The organism is Pandoraea sp. NPDC087047, assembly GCF_044745225.1.
Classification (GTDB): Bacteria; Pseudomonadota; Gammaproteobacteria; order Burkholderiales; family Burkholderiaceae; genus Pandoraea.
Map to the genome: position 1 here is coordinate 285,145 of NZ_JBIUZU010000006.1, position 24,487 is coordinate 309,631.

Consider the following 24,487-nt stretch of genomic DNA (forward strand, 5'->3'; position numbering starts at 1 on the left):
TCAGGCGAGCTTGCCCGAGTAACGCTCCAGAATCCCCCACGCCTCATTGCCGAACTTCGATTTCCAGTTGGCGTAGAAACCCGCCTTCGTCAGGGCAGCGCGGAATGCAGCCGTGTCGACGTCGTTGAAAACCATGCCGCTCGACTGAAGCTTCGCTTGCAGCGACTTGTTCAGGCTGGCGATCTCGGCCCGCTGGTTCATCACGGCCGCGCGCAACTGCTGCTCGACGACCGTACGAAGATTCGGCGGCAACGCATTGAAAGCCGCGTTGTTGGCAACGACCCAATACCCGTCCCACATGTGATTCGTGTTCGACACGTACTTCTGAACCTCGTACAACCTCCCCGAGTTGATGATGGGAAGCGCGTTCTCCTGCCCATCGACCACCTTGGTCTGCAAGGCGGAGTAAAGCTCCGAGAAGTTGATGCTCGTGGGCGCGGCCTGCAACGCCGAGAAGAGCGAAGTCCACAGCGGGCTGACTGGCACGCGTATTTTCAGCCCCTGAAGATCCGCCAGTCCCTTGACCGGCTTCGTGCTCGTTGTGATCTGGCGGAAGCCGTTGTCCTGAATCCGGTCGATGGTGTAGAGATTCGAGTTGGCGATCTGTGCGCGGATATAGGCGCCGAGGTCACCGTCCATCGCCTTCCAGACGGTGTCGTAGTCGTTGAACGCGAAACCGACGCCGCAAATCGCCGCCGCGGGCACGAGTGCCGAGAGGACCGACGTAGGCGTCGACAGCAACTGGATCGCGCCCGCCCGCACCTGCGTAATCAGGTCGGTCGAGCTGCCGAGCTGGTTGTTCGGGAAGACCTGCAACTCGACCTGACCGCTCGTGGCCGCCTTGATGGCTTGCGCGGCGGCCGCCATCGCGGTGTTTACCGGATGACCGGCCGGCGCGTCGGTGCCGAGCTTCAGGGTATAGGTCTGCGCCGCCAGCAGACGTGTCGGCGCGGACAAGGATGCCGCCAGCGGGGCAACGGCTGCCACCTTGAGCAGCGTTCTACGCGTTTGCGAAATCATGATGGGCTCCCAGGACGTCACGCGGTGGCGTGCGAGACGAACTTCGTCACGAGATAGCTTTCGATGGCTTCGGTACCGCCCTCGGACCCGTAACCGCTGTCCTTCACGCCGCCGAACGGCGTCTCGGGCAGACCGAGCCCCAGGTGATTGATCGAGAGCATGCCCACTTCAAGTTCCGACGACAGACGCGCGGCCGTCGCAGCAGAACGCGTGAATGCATAGGACGCGAGGCCGTACGGCAAACGGTTGCCTTCTTCGATGACCTCGTCCAGCGTCTCGAACGAACGCATCAGCGCGACGGGGCCGAACGGCTCCTCGTTCATGATGCGCATCGCCGGGGTAACGTCCGAAAGAACGGCCGGCTCAAGGAAATTCCCCGCGTTACCGATGCGGCTGCCGCCCAACTCGAGCGTTGCACCGCGCTCGACGGCGTCGTTGATCAGTTCCTGCACCGCGTGCAGACGGCGCGCGCTGATGAGCGGCCCCATCGTAGTGTCCGGGTGAGCGCCATTGCCGACGCGCAAACGTGTCGCCTCCTTCACGAACTTCTGGCGGAATTCGTCGTAGACGCCCGCCTGCACGAGAAAGCGCGTCGGCGATACGCACACCTGCCCGGAGTTTCGGTACTTCGAGAACGTCATGAGCTTCACGGCGGCGTCGATGTCGGCGTCGTCGAACACGAAGGCCGGCGCGTGCCCGCCCAGCTCCATCGTGCAGCGCTTCATGTGGATGCCGGCCAGCGCAGCGATATGCTTGCCGACAGTGACGGAACCGGTAAAGGAAACCTTGCGGATTGCCGGGTGCGAAATCAGATACTCGGAGATTTCGCTCGGCACGCCGTACACGAAGTTGAGCACGCCGGCAGGCACCCCCGCGTCGTGAAAGATATCGGCCAGTGCGCCGGTCGTGCCCGGCGTTTCCTCGGGCGGTTTGATGACCATCGAACAACCTGCGGCCAGCGCCGGGCCAATCTTGCGGATCGCCTGCGAAATCGGGAAGTTCCACGGCGTGAAGGCCGCGACCGGGCCGACCGGTTCGCGCGTCACCACCTGGCTGACGTGCTGAGCGCGCGACGGGATCACACGGCCGTAGGTACGGCGGCCCTCTTCCGCAAACCAGTCGAGCAAGTCGGCAGACAGCGCCATCTCGACCTGAGCCTCACGCAGCGGCTTGCCCTGCTCGCGTGTCATCTGCACGGCGATCTGAGGCGTGCGCTCACGCATGAGCCGCGCAGCCGTGCGGAGGATTTTGTAGCGCTCGAACGCCGATGTGGCGCGCCAGACCCTGAAGCCCGCCTGACTGGCCGCCACCGCGGCCGCCAGATCCTGCTTTCCGGCGTGCGTGAGCTTGGCGTCGATCTCGCCGTTGGTGGGATCGTAGATATCGGTGTAACCACCGCCGGTCGCGTCTACCCACGCGCCGTCGATGAAAAGGCGTGCATGCGTTCGCATGTTTGTCTCCTGTGTTTTTTATGTTTGCTGCCGTGCGGCGCCGCTCGGCATGGGCGCCGCCAGACCTCCTGCGTGCCGCTCAGGCAAGTTGCGGCTCCAGACCGAACTCGCGCTCCATCGCGCAGCGATACTGGTACGCGTCGTCGTCTTCATCGACTTCGACGTCGTCCCAGGTGAGCACCGCGCCCTGTTTCACCGGACGCACCACCTTCCAGCGCGACGCCAGCCCGATCGGCAGCGCGCCCTGCGCCAGGCTCTGCGCGGCGGGCATCAACTTGCCCCACACCAGATAACCGCCCTCGCCATCGAGCACTTCGCCAGCAGCGATGTCCCGCTTGGCCGTCGCGACCACATCCGCGACGAAACCTTCCGGCCCGCCCGTCGACTCATTGCGCAAGGCTGCCGCGAAAATGGAGACGTTCAGCTCCAGCCCGATCAGGTGGAACGGACGGTAGAGCGCCGCCAGCTTCCCGCTCTCATCCGTCTTCACGCCGTACTCGCGGAAGCAACGCATCGAGTAATCGTTCGGCGCCTCGAACACGACGTACACCCCCCAGCGCAGATTGCCGGGGATCACGCTCCCGTCGCGCTCGACGCTGGAAACCACCTCCACCTGCCCCCGGTGATGGAGCGTCTTCTCGTTGAGCACGTTGACCAGATCGTCAGCGGCAGCGGGCGGGAAAGCGAGTCCCGTCGGTGCCGGCGTGAGGCCGGTGGCATTGGCGACGGCGGCCATTTCAATGGCGGCCTTGGTGCCGTCGATGAAGGAATTGAACATCTGCGCATTCATGCCCCCCTTGGCGGCGTCCTCGGGATTCACCCCCCGGTTCTTCCAGACATCGTCCGGCGTCGACGCGTGGAACGACGGCAGATAACGCGTGCCCTTACCGGCCGCCACGACCTCGAAGCCGCAATTGCGCGCCCATTCGACCATCTCGCACACGAGCGCCGGTTGATCGCCGTAAGCCAGCGTGTAGACCACGCCCGCTTCCTTCGCTTCGCGGGCCAGCAATGGACCGGCGAGCACGTCGGCTTCGACGTTGACCATCACGATGTGCTTGCGCGCCGCAATCGTCGCCCGGGCGTGGCGAATGCCTGCCGCCGGGTGGCCCGTCGCTTCGATGACCACGTCCACGTCGCTCGAATCGATGAGGCTCATTGCGTCATTCACGAAGCGCACGCGGTCAATCTGTGCTTCGCTCCAGCCCACATTGCGGCACGACTCGCGTGCCCGGTCGGTCGACAGATCGGCAATGACCGAGACCGTCAGGCCATCGGTCGTGGGCACCTGGGCGAGGAACATCGAGCCGAACTTGCCCGCACCGATCAGCCCGACTCGCACCGGACGACTCGCCACCTGGGCCTTTTCCTTCTCGCTGGTTTTAAAGATGAACGTCACTTACTTGTCTCCTTGACGGCAAACGTCAGCCGTTATGCCTGCACGGCGTCAAGCCATGGCTGATGAAGCAGTCCGCACAACACGTCGGCGCATTGCGCGGCGCCCTGCTGGTTGATGAATTCGAGGCCGATGGCACCGGAATACGGCAGCCGGCCGAGTTGTTCGAAAAAGGCGGTCCAGTCGATGTCGCCGGTGCCGGGCGCACCGCGTCCCGGACAGTCCGCAATCTGGACATGACGGACGTGGTCGATGCGGCGCCGGATCTCCGAGACGCAGTCGCCCCCGTCCATCGCGCAGTGGTAGGCGTCGAACAGCAGCTTCAGGTGAGGGCTGCCGATCTGGTCGATCAGCGACACCGCGTGGTCGATGGACCGCAGGAAATAGCCCGGTGCGTCGGTGCGATTGAGCGCCTCGACGACCAGCGTGACGCCTGCGTCGCCGGCCTCCTGCGCGGCCCATGCCATGTTGCCGAGCCACGTCGCCTGCGACACGTCGAACTCATGGGGATCGATCACACCGGACAGCACATGGATCAGCTCACATCCCGTGGCTGTCGCGTACTCGATCGCTTCCAGAAGCGTCGTCCTGAAAGCGTCGCGCCGACCGGCAACGCCCGCCAATCCGCGCCGCTTTGGCTCGCGCCCCAACGAGCCGTTGATCAGGACAAGCGTCTGCTCGTATTCATCGAGCGCTCGCTTGAGCGCTGCCGCAGGCAACGCGTAGGGGTACTGCACCTCGACCGAGGTGAAGCCACAGGAAGCCGCCGGCGCAAACCGATGCGCAAGCGGCACCTCCGTGAACAGCGTCGAGAGATTGACGGACAACCGGGTCATGGCCCTATGCCGCTCAGGCCCGGACCATCATGTCGGCAGCGGAGAGGTGTTCGACCTCGTCGTTGCTGCCTTCGAACGTGCGGGTGACACGTGAGGACGCGTAGATCCAGAGGATTCGCATCGGCACATCGCCCTTGTTGCGGAAGGCGTGCAGAACGCCGCCCGGAATGTAGGTGCTGTCGTATTGCTTGAGCGGCGTGATCTTTCCTTCGATTTCCACCTCGCCCACGCCTTCGAGCAACGTGACCTGCTCGTCACAGTTGTGCACGTGCATCGGGGCCCCCTTGCCAACGGGATACACGCTCATGCCGGTGGTAAAGCGCGATTCGGGGGCAGTGAAATGCGTGGCAAGCGGCGTGGTGGACACACCGCCGCCGCGGTGGATGGTCGGAACGTCTGCGACGTGGAAAATGCGGGCCGTGCTCATGGGGGCGTCTCCGTTGTGATTGATTTCGTGGCGTCGTCGAGCGCTTGCTGCAGCGCCCGCAAAGCGGTTGAATCAATACTAGCAGCGGCTTTCGCGCCCACTTATACCGATATGGGCGCACCCATGAGCAACGGTTATAGGGGGGGTATCAAAGGAAAAAACACCGGCGAATCGCGGGCAGATTGGCGGACGAACCGGCGTCTCATGCAGGATTCACCCGATTGTTCACATCGCATCGACGCCTCAGGATGACGACCGGGAGGGGGAAGACCCCGGCAAATCGGAAAGGACACGCAGTGAAGTTCAAGTTGAGGCAAATGGAGGTTTTTCGCGCAGTCATGGTGACGGGGACCGTGAGCGGCGCAGCGCGCATGCTGTACGTCTCGCAACCGGCCGTGAGCAAGCTGCTGAACCACACCGAGACAAGCCTTGGCATCAAACTGTTCGAGCGCTCGGGAGGCAAGTTGCTGCCGACGTCAGCGGCCAACGCGCTGTTCGAAGAGGTGCAGCAGGTGTACGACGCAGCGTTGAGCGTCGACCGATTCGTGGAGCATCTCGCAAGCCGGTCGACGACTGAAATCGCGGTCAGTTGCAGCCCGAGTCTTGGCTTGAGCCTGATCCCGTGCGTCATCGAACGCTTCAACCAGCGCAATACGAAGACACGCATCCGCTTTCACACGACGCTCACCGCAGACGTCCCCAACGAGTTGCTGAGCAAGAAAATCGATCTTGCCGTCACGGTCCTGCCTCTGAGCAATCCGCATTTGACCGTGGAAAAGCTCGGCAACGGCAAGATGGTCTGCGCGATGGTCGAGGGCCATCCGCTGGCCTCGCGCAAGTGCATCACCTTCGCCGATCTCGCCGCGCACAAGACCATTTTTCTGTCGCCCAGCATCACCTTCGGCGGACTCATCCGATCCACGCTTGAGGCCCACGGCGTGGACATCACGCCCACTATCGACGTGCCGCGCGCCGAGCTGGCGTGCGCCCTCGCGAAGCGTGCGCTCGGTGTGGCGATCGTGGATGAATTTTCCGTTGCCAACGGCCTGTGGGCCGGGCTTATCGTCAAGCCGCTCTCCGCGTCCATCACGTTCAACGTCAATCTCGTGACGCCCAAGTTCTCGGTGATGTCGCGCGCCGCAGAGCAGTTCATCCAGATTCTGCGCGAATGCATGGCGCTGCACGAAGCGGGGGAACCGTATGCGTGAGGGCGGGCGTTACCTCGACGGAATCGGCGCACCGAGGTGCGCCGCCCTCATGTCGATCGACATCTCAACGATCCACGCGCGGCACCGGCGGCGCGGCGTCAGACTCGGATTTGTCTTCCCGCGAATCTGCCGATGAAGTCAGCGCGAGCAAGGCCTGCGCCTGTGTGCGCAGGTCTTGCGCCGTGGGATGAAATACGAACGGGAGCGCCTTCGCCAGACCTTGCAACATCTTGCGCGAGCTGCGCGTATAGGCCGGGTCGTAGTGCCGCGTGATGAGCGCTTGCGAGAGTTCGCGCTGCTGGCCGTTCTCAAGCAGCGTCAACCATTGATCGATGACGGCTTTGCCGTGCAGCGGCACGAGGCGCAGGAGTTGCGCGCGGAAGTACGCCGGTTGCGCGAGCAGATGGCCGTACTCCTGCGTCAACAGTTCGACGCGCTCGTCGACGCCGACATTGACCTCGATGCACCGTGTGGTGCCGCGTATCGCCGTCATCAGCGATTCAGGCAGCGTAATGAGCCCGATCCGGCGGCTCTCCGCTTCCACGAACACCGGACGCCCGGGATCGAAGCCCCGCAGCGTGCCGATCAGCGACGTATCGAACGATTTCTGAGACGGTTGCGACGCATCGGGCATTGCGCCGAGCAACGACCCGCGGTGCACGGCCAGTCCTTCGAGATCGAGCGTCTGCGCGCCGGCGTCGGCCAGTGCGTGCAGCAGACGGGTCTTGCCGCTGCCGGTGTGACCAGCGAGCACGATGTAGTCGAGCGTAGGTGGCAGCGTTGCGAGCGACGCCACAACATCGCTGCGATAGGTCTTGTAGCCGCCTTCGAGCTGGCGCGCCCGCCAGCCGATCATGTTCATCATCAGCGTCATCGACGCCGAACGCATGCCGCCGCGCCAGCAATACACGAGTGCTCGCCAGTTGCGTGGACGGTCGGCAAACATGGTGTCGAGATGCGTGGCGATGTTGCGCGCCACCATGGCGGCGCCGACACGCGAGGCGTCGAACGGCGAGACCTGTTTGTACATGGTGCCAACGACGACACGTTCCTCGTCGCTGAGCACCGGGGCGTTGATGGCGCCGGGAATGTGGTCGTCGGCAAATTCGAGCGGCGTACGAACGTCGATGATTTCGTCGAAGTCGCCTGCGCTTTCGAGCGCGACGCGAAGATGGTTCATCGTGCCCCCGCCGAGAGTTGTCCGCAGTGCGAGCCGTAAGGGGTGCGTGACGTCGTCTGTGCGCGCGTCTGATCGGGGAAATCTGCCCGCACCTTGGCCGCGCGATCGATGATGCGGGTCGCCGCTTGCGCGTCACCCGCACCGCCCAGCGCGAGTGCGTAATCGTCGAGCAACTCGGCGTAGGCATACGGCACTTTGCGCGCAGCCTCCAGACGATCGAGCGTGCCCAGCGCCCGGCCAAAGTATTTCGCGGACACATCGAACTGACGCTGCACCAGCGCGAGCCGCGCCAGTTCGACGAGTGCGGGATAACGGTAGCGACCGGTCAGGATATCGAGGTCGTAAGCCTGACTCAGCTCACGTTCGGCCTCGGCGTAGTAGCAGGTCACGCCCAGTGCCCGGCCGTAATCGAAATGCACCGCCGCGCGCTGCGACGCCGGCCAGCCGGACTGGTCGGCCACGAGCACCGCCTGTCCGAAGGCACGCCGGGCATCGTCCCAGTCGCCACGCACTTCGGCCGCGCCGCCTTGCGCGGCGTAATCAGGCCCGGGCGGCTTGCTTGCGGGTGCGCTGCACCCGGCGGCACCCAACACGCCGCCCAGCGCGCACACCATTGCCAACCACGTCAAAGATCGAATCATCAGGGAGAAGGAACTGCCGGAAAATCATCTGTTTCATTTGTCGCCGGGCACCTCCGCCCCGCGTTCGCCCGACAGGATACCTCGTCGCACCTGAACTCCCCAACGCTGACGCCCGGTGAGGAAGTGCCCCCACCCCATCGCCGCCCCCGTGTGCCGCATCAACTGGAACGAAAACGGCTCCAGCACTGCGGCGACAAACGCGAGCCCGAGGCTCGTGCCGGTGCGGTGTCCGGTCCAGCGGCGATAGGCGTGCACCGACCAGAGATGGAAGCCCAGATCGATGACGATCTTGCCGAGAATGATCCCCGAGACCGGCAGCACCACGCCGTAATGTCCTTCGCAGACGAAGGTCACGAGCAGCGCGAAGGCCGTCAGGCCGTAGATCGGCTGGAGCGTGTCGAACGCCTTGACCGGCAGCATCCAGCGACCGAGGTTGCCGTAGCGGCCATTGCCGACCATGTCGCGATACCAATACTGCGTCTGGAGAAAGCCCGCGAACCAGCGGCGACGTTGCCGCAGGAAACTCGCGAGCGTGCCCGGTGCGTCGGTGATCGCCTGAGCGCCGCCGACTACGCGCACTTCCCAGTTCAGCGAATGTACGACCGAATAGCGGCGCAGACGATGGATCAGCTCGTAGTCCTCGACCAGACATGCCGGATCGAAACCGCCCACGGCGAGCACCGCCTCGCGACGCAAGCACGCGAACGCGCCGGAGATCAGCAGCAGGCCGTCGGCGCGCATCCACGCGAAGCGCGAAATGAAGTTGCGGATGTATTCGTATGTCTGGAAGAACTGCAACACGCGAGCGCTCACGGTGTCGCCGCACACGGGCGTGAGGACACCGGTCGCCGCGACCAGCCGGGGGCGTCGGGCAAACGCGTCGTGCATCGCCGCGCACGCGCCGCTATCGAGCAAGGTGTCAGCATCGACCGTCATCACGATGTCCGTCTCCATGCCCACGAGCGCGGCGTTGAGCGCCTTCGCCTTGCCGCCGTGCGGCACGCGCAGCCAGCGCAGGCTCGGATAGCGGGCGCTGGCTGCGCTCAGGCCGCCCACGCCAGGGTCCGTCAACCCGTACTCACGGGTGAGCAGTGCCACGGTGCCGTCGCGCGAGCCGTCGTCGGCAATCACGATGGCATCGGGCACCCGACGCCCCGCCATCAGGGCGCGCAACGTGACCGTCAGCGCAGCCGCTTCGTTATGCGCCGCCACCACCACGCCGAGCGTGAGCTGGGCGGCGGCTGTGTCGCTGGCGTCGCCCCACGTTTCGTCGGGATCGGGGCGCATCAATCGCCACGCCTGCCAGAAGACGAACGCGAGCAGCAACGTGTCGTAGACGACGTAGGCCACGCCCGTTCCCCACGCAAACACGCCTTTGAGGAAAAACGCCTGTGCAAACAGCAGGCACCACAGCGCCGCCACGCCGGTATGCACCAGCCAACTGGCAAGCGGTGTCGGCGGCAACGTGAAGCGCGGCGAGTGGCGCTCGCGCGCCGCTTCCAGTCGCGAGACTTCCGTCTTGATGTCCATGTTCGTTTCCGCGCTCACGGCAGCATCCGGCCGATCACCGGGTGACGGTCGATCCATTGATGCTTAAGCGCACCGCCGATGTGCAGCGCGAGGAGCGCGTAAAGCGCGTAAGCGCAGTAGGTGTGCACGTCGCCCAGCACGCCGTGCCAGTAATCCTTGCTCGCGTCGCTCATCGCCATCAGAAAGCCCATGCGAGGAAACGGCACGGCGCCGAACAGCACGAGCGGATGCGTCGAAGCGGCCACCCACGCCGAGTCGTGCGCCCAGCCCGAGAGCGGCATCGCGAAGATCAGCACGTAAAGCAGCCAATGCACCACATGCGCGGCAGCGCGTTCCCACGATGCGAAGACATGCGAGAGCTCAGGCGGACGATGCGTCACACGCCACAGAATGCGCAGGATCGCGAGACCCAGCACTGTAATGCCGATGGATTTATGCAAATCGATCCAGAAGCGCACGTCGATCTTCTCGAGCGTGGCGTCGGACAGCAGGGCAATCGTCTGGCCAATGGCAACGTTGCCGAGCATCAGCAGCGCCACCGCCCAGTGCAGCAGCATCGCGACACGTGTGTACTTGGGGTCTTCGTACAGGGCCACGCGGGGCTTTTGAACAGACGCACTGGAGGCTGAGGGGGGCAGAGAATTCACGTTTGACATCCTGAAAATGCACTGGAAGATGATTGCATAACGCCGGTTGAATCGCGCTTATTCCCGCGTTGCCGCAAAAAAAGTTGTTACTGGGAATTACAGCGCCTGCCGGCGTCGATGGCTGTGCACGATGCGAAAAACGTCCGATAGTCGGCTTTGATGGTCGCGGCGTGCGGATCTGTCTTGCGAGCCCGGCGCAAAACCGCGATGATCGGGCCTTACGTGCGCTGCGAATAACGAACTGCGCCCCCCCTCCGGAGACACACCATGCCACGCAGCACTGCCGAAAAACGTGCCGCTTTTCGCGAACTCCACCTTGCCGGTTGCTTCGTGATCCCGAACCCCTGGGACGCGGGCAGCGCGAAATATCTCGAACACGCAGGCTTTCAGGCGATTGCCTCGACCAGTTCGGGCTTCGCCTGGTCGACGGGGCGTCCCGACAATGGGGTGACGCGAGACCTCGTCCTGGCGCATTTGCGCACACTCGTCGACGCCACGGATCTTCCCGTGAACGCCGACTTCGAGAGCGGCTTCGGCTGCACGCCCGACGACGTGGCGCAAAGCGTCAGGATGGCGGTGGCGACAGGCGTGGCCGGACTGTCCATCGAAGACTCGACGGGTGACGTCAACGCACCGCTCTTCCCGCTGGACGAAGCGGTTGCGCGCATGAAAGCCGCACGCCGCGCCATCGATGAAACCGGCGGCGACACCCTGCTCGTTGGCCGTGCCGAGAATTTCTTCGCAGGCGTGCCCGATCTCGACGACACGATCAAGCGCCTGCAAGCCTATGCCGAGGCGGGCGCCGATTGCCTCTATGCGCCCGGCATCCAGTCGGTGGAGCAGATTCGCGCCGTGGTCACGGCCGTCGCGCCCAAACCGGTGAACGTACTGGTCGGCGCCACGTCGCCCTACACGTTGCAGGCGCTGGCGAGCCTCGGTGTGCGGCGCATTAGCGTTGGCGGTGCGCTCGCACGCGCCGCGTGGGGCGGCTTCATGCACGCCGCGCAGGCGCTGGCCGAGGGCCGTTTCGATGGCTTCGACAGCGTGGCCAGCGGCGCAACGCTCAACGGACTGTTCGCTCAGAGCAAGTGAGCGGGTTGCGGCGTCGGTGCGCTGCTGCCGCAAGCGCGCGGCAAGTGCATGGCCAGTGACTTTTCGTCGATAGACGTTGCCGCGTGCGTCCGGGGACAATGCGCTGCCAGCCGATGCCCTGCGTTGCGAAGTCGCGCAACGTTCTGCGCACTTCGTCGAATGCAGCGCGCACGGCGTCCCCCACCCGACGCAGCGCTCCATGAATTCCCCGCACGACGCCTTTGCCATTCCCACGCCGCTGGGCGCACCGCTGCCCAGACCACGTGTATTCGATAACGTCGCAGACGAGCGCGCCGACCGGAAGTTGCGTCTGGCGGTAGCGTTCCGGATCTTCGCGCGCTTCGGTCTCGCGGAAGGCATCGCCGGGCACATTACCGTGCGCGATCCCGAGTTCCACGACCGCTTTTGGGTGAATCGTTACGCGCAGCACTTTTCGTCGATTCACCCGGACGATCTGAGGCTCGTCGACGAGGCCGGCGGCCTGCATCACGGCGACGGCCCCGTGAATGCCGCCGCCATGGCCATCCACGCCGGCATTCACGCCACGCTGCCCCATGTCACCGCCGCGGCCCACACGCACACAACGCACGGCCGCGCCTTCTCCGCCCGCGCGCGAGCTCGCGCCGATCAATCAGGAAGCGTGTCTGTTTTACGACGACCACATGCTGTTTCGCGGCGACGTGCTGGTGCTCGGCGCCGACGACGGACGCCGCATCGCCCGCTCGATGGGCCACAAGCGGCACCCAGTCGCGACGCTGCGCCGGCTATGCGAAACGGCGGCTCCCCGACTCTCGCGCTTACTCGACGTGCGCCACGCCGCCCGCAAGCACCACACCGCCGGCCACGTCCTTGGGCAACGCCCACGACATCCAGTGCGTGCGCAGCGCGACGACCAGCACGAAGGCAAGCGCGGCCAGCGCGCCGAACGTCGCAAAGCCCATCTGATAGCTGCCCGTCGATTCCTTGGCCATGCCCATGATCACCGGCAGATAGAAGCCGCCGATACCGCCGGCCGCGCCGATGATGCCCGACATCAGACCTGTCTTGCCTTGCCAGCGTTGCGGCACGAGCTGGAAGGTCGCACCGTTGCCCAGACCGAAGCACAGATAGATCAGCACGAGCAGCGCGATACCGGCGCCTTGCGGCGGCATCCATGCCGCGAAGATGAAGTCGATGGCGGAGATCGCCGCAAGCAGCAGCACGAGCGCACGCACCCCGGAAATCCGGTCGGCCACCATGCCGCCGACGGGACGCACCAGCGCACCGAGGAACGCGAGCAGCGACATGAACAGACCGGCTTCGAGACGCGGCATGCCATACAGCGAGATGAGGAGCGTTGTCACGTACGACGACATGCCCACGAAGCCGCCGAACGTAATGCTGTAGACGAGCATGATGACCCAGGTATCGCGCTCGCCGAGCACGCTGCGATAGTGGCGCGGCAGCACCGCAATGGCGAGCAAGGCGCCCAGCACCGGCAGCAGCAGCACGCCCGCCTTGCCTTCACCGAACGCGCCTGCGTGCACGCACAGCACGAGCGCCACGAGGCCGGATACGGTGATGAAGAAGCTCGAGAACGCGCGCGGCGCGCTGCCCGACTTCACGCCCTGATCCTTGGCCCAGAACACCAGCGCCAGTGCGGCAAGTGCCAGCAGCGGCAACGCGGCGCCCGCGGCGCGCGCCCAGCCGTAGTGCTCGGCCAGTCCCGGAAACATGAACCCGTCGAGCACGGCACCGATGTTGCCCGCTGCGGCGAGGCCGAGCACGAGGCCCTGCACCTTCGGCGGATAGTTGCTGCCGGCCATCGGCAACGCCACGGCGAAGCTCGCACCGCCAATGCCGAGGAACACGCCGAGCACGAGCATCAGCGTGTATGACGGCGTGCCAGGCATGAGCAGCAGCACGACCGACGGAATGGCCGACAGCGCGAGACCCATCAGCGCGATCTTGCGCCCGTCGAAGGCCTGATACAGATTGCCCAGCGTGACGCGCAGAATGGCAGCCCCCAGGACCGGCACGGCCACGAGGAAGCCCGTTTGCGCAGGCGTCATCGCAATATCTTTGCCGATGAACGGGGCCAGCGGACCGAGCATCACCCAAACGGTAAAACCTGTGTCGAAGTAGAGAAAACACGCAACCAGCGCGCGCCAGTTGCCACTTTTCAACGATTGCGTGAGCGTGCTCATGGATACCCTCGTGTTCATATGCCGAAAAAAAAGCGCCCCGAAGCCGTACGCCTATGAAAAGGCCTGTGGCTTCGGGACGCCGTTGCCCCGAAATCCCCGCTCTCGCAGGGTCATGCATGCGGTGCAGTCAATTCGCTTGTCTTCACTCAGCCGCCGTTGGCCTTATGCAATCAATAGCAAGTGGCGTGCCAAGTGGGTGTCATGTCGGCACGCGAACGTCGCAGACGTCCGTCTCATGGGGCTTTCGGCAAGCACTGCGAGGCAGATGTTCGATGCGGGATCGGCGGCGGCAGGGGATAAAAGGTCGCATGAGGCAGCGCGAGACGCCCGTTGCATGGCATCGCAACGGGCACAATGCCGCATCGCGATGCGGCGGCGCACCATTATCGTGCGCCGGTCGGGCAGTCGAGGGCGATCTTGGGGGCAATCGGAACGACGATCCATCCGGGTGCCCGCGAACGGGCGCGGCCCCTGCGAGGACGCCATTACCCGCATCGACTCGACAAAACCATGCCAACGCCCACGCGCGTTGCGCTGCAACGCATGGGGCATTACAGTTCGCGCGCTATCGGTCGTTAAGCGGAACAGGCGGACTGCCTGCACACGCGCGCGGTCGGCGAAAACAACAACGTTCCGGGAAATCTCGCGTGTATCGCATCCTTCTTCGTCTGACGGTGGCCGCGCTCGGCCTTCTGCCGCTCACGGCATCCCTGGCATCTCTTGCAACGCCAACGGCCCCCGCGCCAGGCAATCCGCTGCTGAATCAGGACAGCATGACGCGGCAAGTCGACGCCGCGTCGCTCGCCAAGTATCGCGAGATCGTTGCAACTCTCGACACGACGCTGCGCGCGCGCCCCGGCGACGCCGCGCTGGCACTGGCGCGTTGCCGGTTCATACAGAACTATTCGTGGTCGGAGGATTTGCGCTGGGCCGAGCAGGCGCAAACGGACCTGAGCGCATGCCAGCAACATCTGAAAACACAGTTCGGCGACGTGCCGGAAGTCGCGCTGTATCTCATGCAAAGCGTGTACGGCAAAGTGGCCATCGAGCAAGGCTCGGCACTGCTGCCCAAGGCCACGCATTGGCCAGCGCAGGACCGCGCCCGTCTGCACGCCGCGCTGGCGAACGCTTACCAGGCAACACGTGACACGCGCAACGCCGGCATGCAGGCGGTGGAGGCCGCCGAGCTCTCGCCCGACACCCCGGTGCTGCTCCTCGCCGTTCGCCACCTCGCAACCACCGGCGAGAAGACCGAGGCCAGCCGTCTTCTGATGGCGGCGCCCTTGCCGAAAACACCCTGGCAAGCGAATGCGCAGATCAACACCGCGCACGATGTCTTGCCCGGGACCACGGCGCGCGATCTGCTGCTGAAGATCCAGAAGAGCGGTGTGAAGGTCGATGGATACACAAGCGCGCGTGCACTCGTTCAGGCGGGTGACGTCGCGGGCGCTCAACGCGTGCTCTCGGAAACCGGCGCCGGGGCGGCCGAGTCGCCTCAGAACCGCGCGCTGCGCATTTCGGTGGCGCTCGCGGCCGGTGACGCCAAAGCAGCATCGGCCGCGATTCAGTCGTCGCTCGAACACGACACCGGCAATCGCTGGCCGCTTGCCCAATCGTTTGCCGTGCTGCTCACAATCGACCCGACAGCGGCGGTGCGCCCCGCCTTCAGCCTGCTCACGATCACGCTGCTGGGCGTTGGGCTGATCGTCGCCCTGCTGCCCGGTGTCCTGATGTTTCCCGTGCACTATTTCGGCACGGTGCGCGCTCGCAAGGGTCGTCCGATCTTGCCTGTCTTCGAGGGCATCGGCCTGCGACATGCATGGTACGGCTTAGCGGTCTTCTGTCTCGTCACGTGGGTGGTTCCGGTAATGATGGTGGGACAGGCCTCGCAAGCGCGTGCGGGTGTCGGGGCCGACATGCAACTCCTGCAATCGAAATTCGCCATCGCTCATTGCGTGGCGCTCGGCATCGTCGCGCTGGCGTTGGCCCCCACGATCCGGCGCTTCGGCTGGCGTCAGTGGCCCGGCTCGGGCAAATGGAAGGCCAGCTGGTTTATCTGGCCTGTCGTACTGCTCGCGATCTCGATGCTCAGCGCATGGCTCAAAACGCGTCACGCACTGCCCGGTGGGTCCGAAGCCCCACTCTGGAGCGAGAGCATCGCGCACGGCGCGAAGCAACTGGGCGGCACCGGCCTCGCATTGCTGATCAGTGCGCTCGCCGTGCCGATTGTCGAAGAGTTCATCTTCCGCGGCTGCCTGCTCGGCGGTCTGACCCGTCACGTGAGTTTTGTCACAGCCAACCTGTGGCAAGCCGTCATCTTCGCGTGCGTCCACTTCGACGCCAAACACTTCCTGTTCTTCCTGCTGTTCGGGCTGACGACCGGCTGGCTGGCGAAAAAGACGCGGGGTCTCGCGGTTCCCGTCGCTTTGCACGCGCTCAACAACGCGTTCTTCGTTCTGGCGGTGCTGACCCGTTGAGCACGTGGCGCCGGTCAGCGCACAAGGGATACCGACGCACGGCGGCGTGAGGGATAATCGAGCCACCGCTGTCGTCGCCCTCCGTAGCCTCTTATCGATCCCTCACCGCGCTGACGTCACCCATGAACGCCAAGCTCTTCCCGCATCTGGTCCGCTTTCACCCCCGGCTGCTCGTCGCCATCGCCATCGGCGTGCTCGCGGGTCTTTTCGTGCAGGTCGCCGTGAAGGGCGAATTCAGCACCATCACCCGGATCCTGATCGGATGGAACGCCGGCGCGTGGTCCTATCTGGCGATGATCTGGTTCATGATGGTCACCGCGCCCAAGCGCAGCATCGAGCGCTTTGCCGAGCAGGAAGACCAGAGTGCCGCCATCGTGCTCACGGTGGTGAGCCTGTCGGCCATCGCCAGCGTCGCGGCCATCATCCATGTGCTGGCGAGCGCCAAGGCCGGCGCGTCGCCTCACGCGTCCGAGCATGTGCTGTTCGCGGCCGCCACGCTCATCGCCGGCTGGTTTCTGGTGCCAACGATCTACACGCTGCACTACGCCCGCCTTTACTTCACCGACACGGAATCGCCCTACGCCCTGCAGTGGCCAGACCGCGACTGCGATCCGGATTACTGGGATTTCCTGTACTTCTCGTTCACCATCGCGGTCGCTTCACAAACAGCCGACGTCGCGCTGAAGTCGCGCCGCATGCGACGCGCCACACTCGCGCAAGCCATCCTCTCGTTCTTCTTCAATCTGGCCGTACTCGGGCTGTCGATCAATATCGGCGCCGGGTTGCTCAGCTAACCCCGCTCGTGCGCCGGTGCGGCATGGCGTCGCACCGGACGCGGACATAAAGCCCTTCAAAAACATACATGTAGCACCTCAGAGCATGGCTCGCGATACCGCGTCAAGTCGCCACATGTGACGACTTGTCACGCATATTGCGATGCAGCACCGCCTAATATGCATGCAAACAAGTGGTGAATTGCAATCATTTTCACCATACAAGACAGGGTTTAATTGCATACATAGAGCGCAACATGACTGCCGTTCCCGAAGCTCTCGACCTCGCACGCCTGCAATTCGCGTTCACGGTCTCGTTTCACATCATTTTCCCCGCTGTCTCGATCGGTCTGGCGAGCTTTATCGCCGTACTCGAAGGACTCTGGCTCAAAACGCGTCAGCAACACTATCTCGATCTGTGCCGCTTCTGGTCGAAGGCCTTCGCCGTGTGCTTCGGCATGGGCGTTGTCTCGGGCGTGGTGATGGCCTATCAGTTCGGCACCAACTGGTCGGGCTTCTCCAGCTTCGCGGGCGCGGTGACTGGCCCGTTGCTCACCTACGAGGTGATGACGGCGTTTTTCCTCGAAGCGGGCTTCCTCGGCATCATGCTGTTCGGCTGGAACCGCGTGAGCCCCCGTGCCCACTTCGCCGCGACGCTGTGTGTCGCCGTCGGCACGCTGATCTCGACGTTCTGGATTCTCGCGTCGAACAGTTGGATGCAGACGCCGCAGGGCTACGAGATCGTTGATGGCCGCGTGGTCGTGCTGTCGTGGTGGGACGTGATCTTCAACCCGTCGTTTCCTTATCGCCTCGCGCACATGAGCATTGCGGCCTTCGTGGTTGCAGCGCTTGTCGTGGCGGGAACCGGCGCGTGGCATCTGCTGCGCGGACGCCGCGATCCGGCCGTCAAGACCATGTTCTCGATGGCGCTGTGGCTGCTGCTGATCTTCGCACCGCTGCAAGCGTTCGTTGGCGATCTTCATGGTCTGAACACGCGCGAACACCAGCCCGCCAAGCTCGCTGCCATCGAAGGACTCTGGGAGACGAAGACCGGCGGCACGCCGCTCAATCTGTTCGGCTGGCCCGACATGGACGCCGAGACCACGCGCTACGCGCTCGAAGTGCCGCACCTGGGCAGTCTGATCCTCACGCATAGCTGGGACGGCGAGATTCGCGGCCTGAAGGAATTCCCGAAGGACGAACGCCCCAATGTGCCGCTGGTGTTCTGGAGCTTTCGCATCATGGTCGGCCTGGGCTTCGCAATGATCGGCGCCGCGCTCGCTGCGGTGTGGCTGCGCCGTCGCGGCAAGCTCTTCGCCTCGCGCAACTTTGCCCGCGTCATGCTGGTGCTCTCGCCTACCGGCTTCATCGCCCTGCTCGCCGGTTGGGTCACGACCGAAGCAGGTCGCCAGCCCTGGGTGGTCTACGGCGTGATGCGCACGGCGCACGCGATGTCGCCCGTCACCGCGCAGCAGGTGCAGGTCTCACTGCTGGTGCTCGTGATCGCCTACTTCCTCGTGTTCGGCACCGGTGTCTATTACCTGCTGAAGATTCTGCGCGGCGGCCCCGTGCTGCCCGGCGAGTCGAACGACACGCCGCACGCACCAGTGAAGCCCGATGGCGGTCACCTCGCGCCGCAAGCCATCCCTGCCATGTCCGGCCTTTCGGGCCGCATGGACACCGACAGCGCGCACGCGACCTGAGCGACGGCTATCGCGATATTCGTCCGGCCAGCCCCGTCTGAGCCGGCATCGCCCCCAACATTGCCCCAACATCGAACAAAGCGAGACTTCTTATGGATCTGACGCTAGCCTGGGCCGCCATCATCGCGCTCGGCCTGTTTCTCTATGTGGTGCTTGACGGCTTCGACCTCGGCATCGGCATCCTCTTTCCGTTCTTCCCCGATTCGCACGAGCGCGACACGATGATGAACTCGGTGGCTCCCGTGTGGGACGGCAACGAGACCTGGCTCGTGCTCGGCGGTGCGGGCCTGCTCGCGGCATTTCCGATGGTGTATTCCGTGCTGCTCTCGGCGCTGTATCTGCCGCTCGTGCTCATGCTGGTGTGCCTGATTTTCCGTGGCGTGGCGTTCGAGATTCGCGGCAAATCGCGTCGCACGCGGCAATGGTGGGATCTGGCGTTCATCGGCGGATCGGCAGGCGCGACATTCTTTCAAGGCGTTGCACTCGGCGCGTATCTGTCGGGCATTCCGGTGGAGAACGGGCAATTCGCGGGCGACGCCTTCGCCTGGGTCACCGCCTTCAACCTGTTCACCGGACTGGGCCTGCTCGTGACGTATGCGCTGCTCGGCGCCTGCTGGCTGATCGGCAAGACGCAAGGCGATCTGCAACGCCGTCTGCGCGTGCTCGCGTGGCCGCTGACGCTGGCCCTCGTCATCACGATGGCCATCGTCTCGCTGTGGACCCCGCTGCGCTTGCCGCTCGTGGCCGAGCGCTGGTTCGACGAGCAATGGTTCTGGCGCTGCCTGCCGGTGCCGTTCGTGGTGGCAGGTGCGACCGTCGCCATGCGTCGCGCGCTCCAACGCGCGCATGACGCCACGCCCTTCTGGCTTGCCATCGGCCTCGTGTTTCTCGGCTATAGCGGACTGCTCATCAGCGCGTATCCGTATGCGATTCTGCCCGGCATCACGCTGTGGGACGCCGCCGCCCCGCACTCCTCCCTCTCGTTCACGATGTGGGGCGCGGCCTTCATCATTCCGGTGATCCTCGCCTACACGGCGCTGGCGTACTGGGTCTTTCGCGGCAAGGTGGCACACGATGCGCACTATCACTGATCTTGTACGCCCCGGCCTGCGCAGGCAACGCGAGCGAGACACCGTCGCGCGCCCGCCGTGGCAGCAGACGCTGATTCGCTGGGGATGGTTTGTCGCGCTCTGGTGCGCCGGTGTAGCGGGCACCGCACTGCTTGCACTACCATTCAAGCTCATCATTGCATCTGCCAAATAGGAGGCAACTTATGAATCGGCTTTCATCTCCGGGAGTGAAGCGCATTGCAGGCGCGGGGGCCATCGCCATGGCCCTGCTCGCCGGTGCGGCGCATGCGCAAGGCATGAGCGTTTCGTCCGGCGCCTTTGCCGACAGCGGTTTGCTGCCTGCCCAGCACGCCGGGTTGGGCGAATGCGGCGGCCAGAACGTGAGTCCGCCACTCGCATGGAACAACCTGCCGCAAGCCACGCGCAGTGTGGTGATCCGGATGACGGACCCGGACGGCGCGAAAGGCGGCGGTGTCGTGCACTGGATCGCTTACAACATTCCGGCATCGGTGACGTCGCTCCCTGCGGGTGCCGGTAACGCGTCGGGCGATCACATCACCGTCGGAAAGAACATCTCGGGTGCAGAAGCCTATCGCGGCGCCTGCCCGCCGGTCGGCGATACGCCGCACCACTACATCATCACCGTGACGGCGACCGACCTGGAGCCGGGCCGTCTGCCGCCGGGGCTCGACGCCGCCGGTCTGGCCGTCGCGCTCGCCGGGCACACGCTCAATGGCTCGACAATCGTGGCGCGGTACGGACGTTAACAAACGTTAAGTGACGTCAGGCAGGCTCGCGGTTCGCAGAGTCCGCCGCGTTCGCGCTCGAAAGCAAAAACGCCAGCGAGGCGCTGAACGGCGCTCCGCCGGCGTTTTCCATTCCGAACGCCCTGCGATTACTTGTCGCGAGCGAGCGCGAGGAATTCCGTGCGCAGCGCCAGATTCGGCTGCAATTCGCCGAGCATGGACGACGTCACCGTCTCTTCGCCTGCGGTACGAATGCCGCGGCTTTCCATGCACATGTGACGGCACGACACCACCACGCCGACGGCCTTCGGTTGCAGATGGGTCATGAGCGCTTCGGCGATCTGCGTCGTCAGACGCTCCTGCACTTGCAGACGGCGGGCGAAGCAATCGACCAGACGCGTCAGTTTCGACAATCCGACGATCTTGCCGTTAGGCAGATAGCCGATGGTCGCCTTGCCGAAGAACGGTGCGAGATGGTGCTCGCAATGGCTGTAGACAGGAATGCCGCGCACCACGATCAATTCGTTGTATTGCTCGGCGCCGTCTTCGAAGACTTTGAGCACTTCGGCCGGGTCCTGGCCGTAACCCGCCGTCCACTGACGCCACGCCTTTTGCACACGCGCCGGCGTTTCGTGCAGGCCGGAACGGTTCGGATCTTCGCCGATGTGTTTCAGGAATCGCTTCCAGTCGTTTTCGTCGAATGTGTCGTGAGACATATCAATCAAGCTCCCTTGCATGAGATCCGCAGCGCTGCGCCAAGACTCGCGCATCCCCGCGCCGCCGGACATGTGCGCACAATAGCAGAGAGTCTTATAGCGCGCACGGCGACGGCTGGCGCGGGAGAGACGTTCGGGCATGGCGAAGGGTCTGCGTTTGCGTGTGCGCGTTGCCGCCCGCGGATCATGGCGTCTGGCCCCCATTGCTCGCGGCGCCGGTTTTGCGCTAAGGTGACAGCGGACAACCGCAACGCACGAGGCCCGCCATGGCGGCACTCCCTTGCAAGTGCACTACCACGATGCCCGTGGCTGCAATGGCCGCCCGCGCCGCCCCCGCACTGCTGATGCTGCTGGTGCTGCCGGTGCTGGTGGCAGGGTGTGGCGACGGCGGCCCCAAGCCGTGGCAAGGCTACGTCGAGGGCGAATTCGTCTACGTCGCCTCCTCGCAAGCCGGCACGTTGCAAACACTCGCCGTCACGCGCGGTCAGCAGGTCAAAACCGGCGATGCGCTCTTCGATCTCGAAGCCACCTACGAGCTTGCCGCACAGGCGCATGCGCGCGAGACGCTCGCCAGCGCCCAGGCACAGTTACGCGATCTGCAAACAGGCAAGCGCCCCGACGAGATCGCCGTGTCGGCCGCACAACTTACCCAGGCCGTCGCGGCACGCGAGAAGGCAGTCACCCAGTTCGATCGCGATCAGGCGCAGTACGCCGCCGGGGGCATCTCGCGTGAACAACTCGATGCGAGCCGTGCCGACGCCCGCAGCAGCACCGCGCGCGTGCAGGAACTGCAAAGCAGCCTGGCCGTTGCGCGACTTCCCGGGCGCGAAGCGCAACGGCAATCGCAGGCCGCACAAGTCGATGTGGCGCGCGCCGCGCTCGCGCAGGCCGATTGGCAACTCGCGCAAAAGCATGCGGTCTCGGGCGCGGCGGGACGCGTGTACGACACGATGTATCGCGTCGGCGAATGGGTCGCGGCGGGCAGCCCCGTGGTGCGTCTGCTGCCACCGGGCAATATCAAGGTCCGGTTCTTCGTGCCAGAAACGGCGCTTGGCGACCTGCGGGCCGGGCAGGCCGTGCACATTGCGTGCGACGGCTGCGGCGCGGGCGTCGACGCTCGCATCACTTACGTCGCCAATCAGGCCGAATACACACCGCCCGTCATCTACAGCAACGACACGCGCGACAAGCTGGTCTACATGGTTGAAGCGCATCCGTCGGCGACCGATGCCGTCAAGCTCAACCCCGGCCAGCCGGTGCAAGTGAGCCGTCAATGAACGGGCACTCGCCGAGTGTCGACAGTCCGCGCGAAGACAACGCGCTGGCCATCGACGTGCGCGGACTGAACAAGCACTTCGGCGACAAGCACGTGGTGAAGGATTTGTCGATGCAGGTGCGGCGCGGCGAGATCTTCGGCTTTCTCGGGCCGAACGGCAGCGGCAAGACGACCTGCATCCGCATGATGTGCGGCCTGCTCACCCCCGACTCGGGCAGTGGCACGTGCCTGGGCTTCGACATCGTGCGCGAGAGCGCGCAGATCAAGCGCCATGTCGGCTACATGACGCAACGCTTCTCGTACTGGGAAGACCTGACGATTCGCGAGAACCTCGATTTCGTCGCCCGCGTATACGGCATGCCGAACCGGCGCGAAGCCGTCGAGCATGCCATCGAACGTCTTGGGCTGAAGGGGCGCGCGAAGCAACTGACCGGCTCGTTATCAGGCGGCTGGAAACAACGCCTAGCGCTCGCGGCATGCATGCTGCACGACCCGCAGGTGCTGCTGCTCGACGAACCGACCGCGGGCGTCGACCCGACGGCACGGCGCGACTTCTGGGACGAATTGCATGAGTTGGCCTCACGCGGCATCTCGGTATTGGTGAGCACCCATTACATGGACGAGGCCGAGCGCTGCCACAAGCTCGCTTACATCTCGTACGGCGAACTGCTCGCGCAAGGCTCCGCTGCCGAGGTCGTCGAAAGCCAACACCTGTCGACGTGGACGGTGCACGGCGACAACCTCGTCGAGCTCGCGAGCGTTCTGCGCGAACAGCCGGCCGTGGCGCAGACGGTCTCGTTCGGCAGCGCGCTGCACGTGAGCGGCAAAGATGCCGATGCCCTGGGCAAGCTCCTGCACGATCTGGCCAACGCGCGCGGGCTGCGTGTGGCGCCCATCGAGACGAGTCTGGAGGACGTGTTCATCTACCTGATGAGTCACGTCAAGGACAATTTCGGAGACAGCTCATGAACGCGCCGCTGGGATTCTCCGTCGCCCGCTGGTGGGGCATCGTGCGCAAGGAATTCCTGCAATTGCGCCGGGACCGTGTCACGTTCGCCATGATCGTCGGCGTGCCGCTCCTGCAACTGACGCTCTTCGGCTTCGCGATCAACACCGATCCGAAACACATGCCCACCGCAGTGCTGATGCATGACGACAGCGAGTTCACGCGCAGCTTCACCGCCGCCATGCAGCACTCGGAGTATTTCCGCTTCACCGAATCCCTGACGAGCGAAGAGGCCGGGCGCGCCGCGCTCGCGCAAGGACGCGTGCAATTCGTGCTCAACATTCCGGCCGACTTCACCCGCCGGCTGCTGCGCGGCGAACGGCCCGCCCTGCTCGTCGAAGCCGACGCCACCGACCCGATGGCCATGGCCTCGGCATTGGGTGCGCTGCCGGCGATTGCGCAATCCGTCGCGCAAAAGGACCTCACGGGCGCACTCGCGCCGCTGGCCGGCGGGCAAAGTGCGTTCGACGTTCAGGTCCATCGCCTGTACAACGCCGAGGGCATTACCCAGTACAACATCATTCCGGGGTTGATGGGCGTGATCCTCTCGATGACGCTCGCCATGATGACGGGCCTTGCCATCGTGCGCGAACGCGAGCGGGGCACCATGGAAAACCTGCTTGCCACGCCGGTGCTGCCCATCGAAATGATGACGGGAAAAATCGTGCCGTATATCGCCATCGGGCTGACGCAGGCGAGCATCATCCTCATTGCCGCGCGCTTCGTCTTTCACGTGCCGTTCGAAGGCAGCGTGCTCGCCATCTACCTGTCGGCGCTGGTCTTCATCGCGGCCAACCTGACGGTCGGCATCGCGCTGTCGTCGTTCGCGCAGAATCAGTTGCAGGCGATGCAGCTCACGGTGTTCTACTTCCTGCCGAATATGCTGCTCTCCGGGTTCATGTTCCCGTTTCGCGGCATGCCCGCGTGGGCGCAGGCCATTGGCAACCTCCTTCCGCTCACGTACTTCAACCGGCTCATTCGCGGCATTCTGCTCAAAGGCAACGGCTGGGGCGACGCCTGGCACGACTTGTGGCCGCTGTTCGTCTTCTGCGCCGTGCTCATGACCATTGCCGTCCGATTCTATAAACGAACGCTCGACTGACGCC

22 protein-coding genes and 1 pseudogene are annotated in these 24,487 nt (G+C 64.6%); 12 read left to right on the forward strand and 11 right to left on the reverse strand.

The genetic code is table 11. From position 1 onward, the window contains the following. The 5 genes from ACIPHM_RS13805 to ACIPHM_RS13825 all read right to left on the reverse strand — a co-directional run bounded on the left by ACIPHM_RS13805 (nt 1) and on the right by ACIPHM_RS13825 (nt 5,130). Entirely contained in the window at nt 1-1,020 is a 1,020-nt protein-coding gene (locus ACIPHM_RS13805) for a TRAP transporter substrate-binding protein (protein ID WP_400328776.1), read from the reverse strand. Between the two features lie 17 nt (nt 1,021-1,037). After that, complete coding sequence (locus ACIPHM_RS13810; protein WP_400328778.1) at nt 1,038-2,471, reverse strand: NAD-dependent succinate-semialdehyde dehydrogenase; 1,434 nt, start codon at nt 2,469-2,471, stop codon at nt 1,038-1,040. Nucleotides 2,472-2,550: 79 nt separating this feature from the next. Then, complete coding sequence (locus ACIPHM_RS13815) at nt 2,551-3,861, reverse strand: NAD(P)H-dependent oxidoreductase (RefSeq protein WP_400329102.1); 1,311 nt, start codon at nt 3,859-3,861, stop codon at nt 2,551-2,553. Nucleotides 3,862-3,902: 41 nt separating this feature from the next. After that, the gene (locus ACIPHM_RS13820; RefSeq protein ID WP_400328781.1) at nt 3,903-4,703 is read right to left on the reverse strand and encodes a hydroxypyruvate isomerase family protein; all 801 of its coding nucleotides are present in this window, start codon (nt 4,701-4,703) and stop codon (nt 3,903-3,905) included. 13 nt (nt 4,704-4,716) lie between these two features. Next, on the reverse strand, nt 4,717-5,130 hold the full coding sequence (locus ACIPHM_RS13825; protein ID WP_400328786.1) for a cupin domain-containing protein: 414 nt from the start codon (nt 5,128-5,130) through the stop codon (nt 4,717-4,719). 317 nt (nt 5,131-5,447) lie between these two features. Between ACIPHM_RS13825 and ACIPHM_RS13830 the strand changes: the two genes are divergently transcribed. After that, a complete protein-coding gene (locus tag ACIPHM_RS13830; protein WP_400328789.1) occupies nt 5,448-6,338 on the forward strand; it encodes a LysR family transcriptional regulator in 891 nt (296 codons plus the stop codon). A gap of 64 nt (nt 6,339-6,402) precedes the next feature. Here ACIPHM_RS13830 and mnmH read toward each other — a convergent pair whose 3' ends face one another. The 4 genes from mnmH to ACIPHM_RS13850 are packed head-to-tail and all read right to left on the reverse strand — an operon-like array spanning nt 6,403 to nt 10,285. Next, nucleotides 6,403-7,518, reverse strand: a complete 1,116-nt coding sequence (mnmH, locus tag ACIPHM_RS13835) for a tRNA 2-selenouridine(34) synthase MnmH (RefSeq protein WP_400328792.1) — start codon at nt 7,516-7,518, stop codon at nt 6,403-6,405. Next, the gene (locus ACIPHM_RS13840) at nt 7,515-8,159 is read right to left on the reverse strand and encodes a tetratricopeptide repeat protein (protein WP_400328795.1); all 645 of its coding nucleotides are present in this window, start codon (nt 8,157-8,159) and stop codon (nt 7,515-7,517) included. The genes mnmH and ACIPHM_RS13840 overlap by 4 nt, the downstream gene beginning before the upstream one ends. Nucleotides 8,160-8,192: 33 nt before the next feature. Then, nucleotides 8,193-9,689: a glycosyltransferase gene (locus ACIPHM_RS13845; protein ID WP_400328798.1), complete on the reverse strand. Its 1,497-nt coding sequence runs from the start codon at nt 9,687-9,689 to the stop codon at nt 8,193-8,195. Between the two features lie 14 nt (nt 9,690-9,703). Further along, complete coding sequence (locus tag ACIPHM_RS13850) at nt 9,704-10,285, reverse strand: cytochrome b (protein ID WP_400328800.1); 582 nt, start codon at nt 10,283-10,285, stop codon at nt 9,704-9,706. A gap of 318 nt (nt 10,286-10,603) precedes the next feature. Between ACIPHM_RS13850 and ACIPHM_RS13855 the strand changes: the two genes are divergently transcribed. Both ACIPHM_RS13855 and ACIPHM_RS13860 read left to right on the forward strand, forming a co-directional pair. Then, nucleotides 10,604-11,428, forward strand: coding sequence for an oxaloacetate decarboxylase (locus ACIPHM_RS13855; RefSeq protein WP_400328803.1), 825 nt, complete (start codon nt 10,604-10,606; stop codon nt 11,426-11,428). Between the two features lie 199 nt (nt 11,429-11,627). Next, nucleotides 11,628-11,984 (forward strand): annotated as a pseudogene (locus ACIPHM_RS13860) (class II aldolase/adducin family protein); the annotation flags it as partial. Nucleotides 11,985-12,225: 241 nt separating this feature from the next. Here the strand turns inward: ACIPHM_RS13860 and ACIPHM_RS13865 are convergent. After that, the gene (locus ACIPHM_RS13865; protein WP_400328806.1) at nt 12,226-13,614 is read right to left on the reverse strand and encodes an MFS transporter; all 1,389 of its coding nucleotides are present in this window, start codon (nt 13,612-13,614) and stop codon (nt 12,226-12,228) included. Between the two features lie 647 nt (nt 13,615-14,261). On the opposite strand from ACIPHM_RS13865, the gene ACIPHM_RS13870 reads away from it, so the two are divergent. The 6 genes from ACIPHM_RS13870 (at nt 14,262) to ACIPHM_RS13895 (ending at nt 20,404) form a co-directional block, all read left to right on the forward strand. Continuing rightward, a complete protein-coding gene (locus ACIPHM_RS13870; protein ID WP_400328809.1) occupies nt 14,262-16,091 on the forward strand; it encodes a type II CAAX prenyl endopeptidase Rce1 family protein in 1,830 nt (609 codons plus the stop codon). Between the two features lie 122 nt (nt 16,092-16,213). Further along, nucleotides 16,214-16,885: a DUF1345 domain-containing protein gene (locus ACIPHM_RS13875; protein WP_400328812.1), complete on the forward strand. Its 672-nt coding sequence runs from the start codon at nt 16,214-16,216 to the stop codon at nt 16,883-16,885. A 236-nt stretch (nt 16,886-17,121) separates the two neighbouring features. Next, entirely contained in the window at nt 17,122-18,567 is a 1,446-nt protein-coding gene (locus ACIPHM_RS13880) for a cytochrome ubiquinol oxidase subunit I (RefSeq protein WP_400328815.1), read from the forward strand. A gap of 92 nt (nt 18,568-18,659) precedes the next feature. Beyond that, nucleotides 18,660-19,658, forward strand: a complete 999-nt coding sequence (gene cydB, locus ACIPHM_RS13885) for a cytochrome d ubiquinol oxidase subunit II (protein WP_400328817.1) — start codon at nt 18,660-18,662, stop codon at nt 19,656-19,658. After that, nucleotides 19,642-19,830, forward strand: coding sequence for a hypothetical protein (locus tag ACIPHM_RS13890; protein ID WP_400328820.1), 189 nt, complete (start codon nt 19,642-19,644; stop codon nt 19,828-19,830). The genes cydB and ACIPHM_RS13890 overlap by 17 nt, the downstream gene beginning before the upstream one ends. 10 nt (nt 19,831-19,840) lie before the next feature. Then, nucleotides 19,841-20,404: a YbhB/YbcL family Raf kinase inhibitor-like protein gene (locus tag ACIPHM_RS13895; RefSeq protein ID WP_400328823.1), complete on the forward strand. Its 564-nt coding sequence runs from the start codon at nt 19,841-19,843 to the stop codon at nt 20,402-20,404. A 128-nt stretch (nt 20,405-20,532) separates the two neighbouring features. Here ACIPHM_RS13895 and folE read toward each other — a convergent pair whose 3' ends face one another. Then, the gene (gene folE / locus ACIPHM_RS13900) at nt 20,533-21,099 is read right to left on the reverse strand and encodes a GTP cyclohydrolase I FolE (RefSeq protein ID WP_400328826.1); all 567 of its coding nucleotides are present in this window, start codon (nt 21,097-21,099) and stop codon (nt 20,533-20,535) included. A gap of 314 nt (nt 21,100-21,413) precedes the next feature. On the opposite strand from folE, the gene ACIPHM_RS13905 reads away from it, so the two are divergent. Genes ACIPHM_RS13905 through ACIPHM_RS13915 form a run of 3 tightly spaced genes read left to right on the forward strand, consistent with a single transcriptional unit; the run spans nt 21,414 to nt 24,483 of the window. Then, nucleotides 21,414-22,376: an HlyD family secretion protein gene (locus ACIPHM_RS13905; protein WP_400329105.1), complete on the forward strand. Its 963-nt coding sequence runs from the start codon at nt 21,414-21,416 to the stop codon at nt 22,374-22,376. Next, nucleotides 22,373-23,344: an ABC transporter ATP-binding protein gene (locus ACIPHM_RS13910; RefSeq protein WP_400328828.1), complete on the forward strand. Its 972-nt coding sequence runs from the start codon at nt 22,373-22,375 to the stop codon at nt 23,342-23,344. Before ACIPHM_RS13905 ends, ACIPHM_RS13910 begins: the two co-directional genes overlap by 4 nt. Next, a complete protein-coding gene (locus ACIPHM_RS13915) occupies nt 23,341-24,483 on the forward strand; it encodes an ABC transporter permease (protein WP_400328831.1) in 1,143 nt (380 codons plus the stop codon). The genes ACIPHM_RS13910 and ACIPHM_RS13915 overlap by 4 nt, the downstream gene beginning before the upstream one ends. Nucleotides 24,484-24,487: the final 4 nt, after the last annotated feature.

Bases quoted from the DNA above. Each gene is read 5' to 3' on its own strand.
- ACIPHM_RS13805 (WP_400328776.1), bottom strand. From the start codon at position 1,020: ATGATTTCGCAAACGCGTAGAACGCTGCTCAAGGTGGCAGCCGTTGCC.
- ACIPHM_RS13810 (WP_400328778.1), bottom strand. From the start codon at position 2,471: ATGCGAACGCATGCACGCCTTTTCATCGACGGCGCGTGGGTAGACGCG.
- ACIPHM_RS13820 (WP_400328781.1), bottom strand. From the start codon at position 4,703: ATGACCCGGTTGTCCGTCAATCTCTCGACGCTGTTCACGGAGGTGCCG.
- ACIPHM_RS13825 (WP_400328786.1), bottom strand. From the start codon at position 5,130: ATGAGCACGGCCCGCATTTTCCACGTCGCAGACGTTCCGACCATCCAC.
- ACIPHM_RS13830 (WP_400328789.1), top strand. From the start codon at position 5,448: ATGGAGGTTTTTCGCGCAGTCATGGTGACGGGGACCGTGAGCGGCGCA.
- mnmH (WP_400328792.1), bottom strand. From the start codon at position 7,518: ATGAACCATCTTCGCGTCGCGCTCGAAAGCGCAGGCGACTTCGACGAA.
- ACIPHM_RS13840 (WP_400328795.1), bottom strand. From the start codon at position 8,159: ATGATTCGATCTTTGACGTGGTTGGCAATGGTGTGCGCGCTGGGCGGC.
- ACIPHM_RS13845 (WP_400328798.1), bottom strand. From the start codon at position 9,689: ATGGACATCAAGACGGAAGTCTCGCGACTGGAAGCGGCGCGCGAGCGC.
- ACIPHM_RS13855 (WP_400328803.1), top strand. From the start codon at position 10,604: ATGCCACGCAGCACTGCCGAAAAACGTGCCGCTTTTCGCGAACTCCAC.
- ACIPHM_RS13865 (WP_400328806.1), bottom strand. From the start codon at position 13,614: ATGAGCACGCTCACGCAATCGTTGAAAAGTGGCAACTGGCGCGCGCTG.
- ACIPHM_RS13875 (WP_400328812.1), top strand. From the start codon at position 16,214: ATGAACGCCAAGCTCTTCCCGCATCTGGTCCGCTTTCACCCCCGGCTG.
- ACIPHM_RS13880 (WP_400328815.1), top strand. From the start codon at position 17,122: ATGACTGCCGTTCCCGAAGCTCTCGACCTCGCACGCCTGCAATTCGCG.
- cydB (WP_400328817.1), top strand. From the start codon at position 18,660: ATGGATCTGACGCTAGCCTGGGCCGCCATCATCGCGCTCGGCCTGTTT.
- ACIPHM_RS13890 (WP_400328820.1), top strand. From the start codon at position 19,642: ATGCGCACTATCACTGATCTTGTACGCCCCGGCCTGCGCAGGCAACGC.
- ACIPHM_RS13895 (WP_400328823.1), top strand. From the start codon at position 19,841: ATGAATCGGCTTTCATCTCCGGGAGTGAAGCGCATTGCAGGCGCGGGG.
- folE (WP_400328826.1), bottom strand. From the start codon at position 21,099: ATGTCTCACGACACATTCGACGAAAACGACTGGAAGCGATTCCTGAAA.
- ACIPHM_RS13905 (WP_400329105.1), top strand. From the start codon at position 21,414: ATGGCCGCCCGCGCCGCCCCCGCACTGCTGATGCTGCTGGTGCTGCCG.
- ACIPHM_RS13910 (WP_400328828.1), top strand. From the start codon at position 22,373: ATGAACGGGCACTCGCCGAGTGTCGACAGTCCGCGCGAAGACAACGCG.
- ACIPHM_RS13915 (WP_400328831.1), top strand. From the start codon at position 23,341: ATGAACGCGCCGCTGGGATTCTCCGTCGCCCGCTGGTGGGGCATCGTG.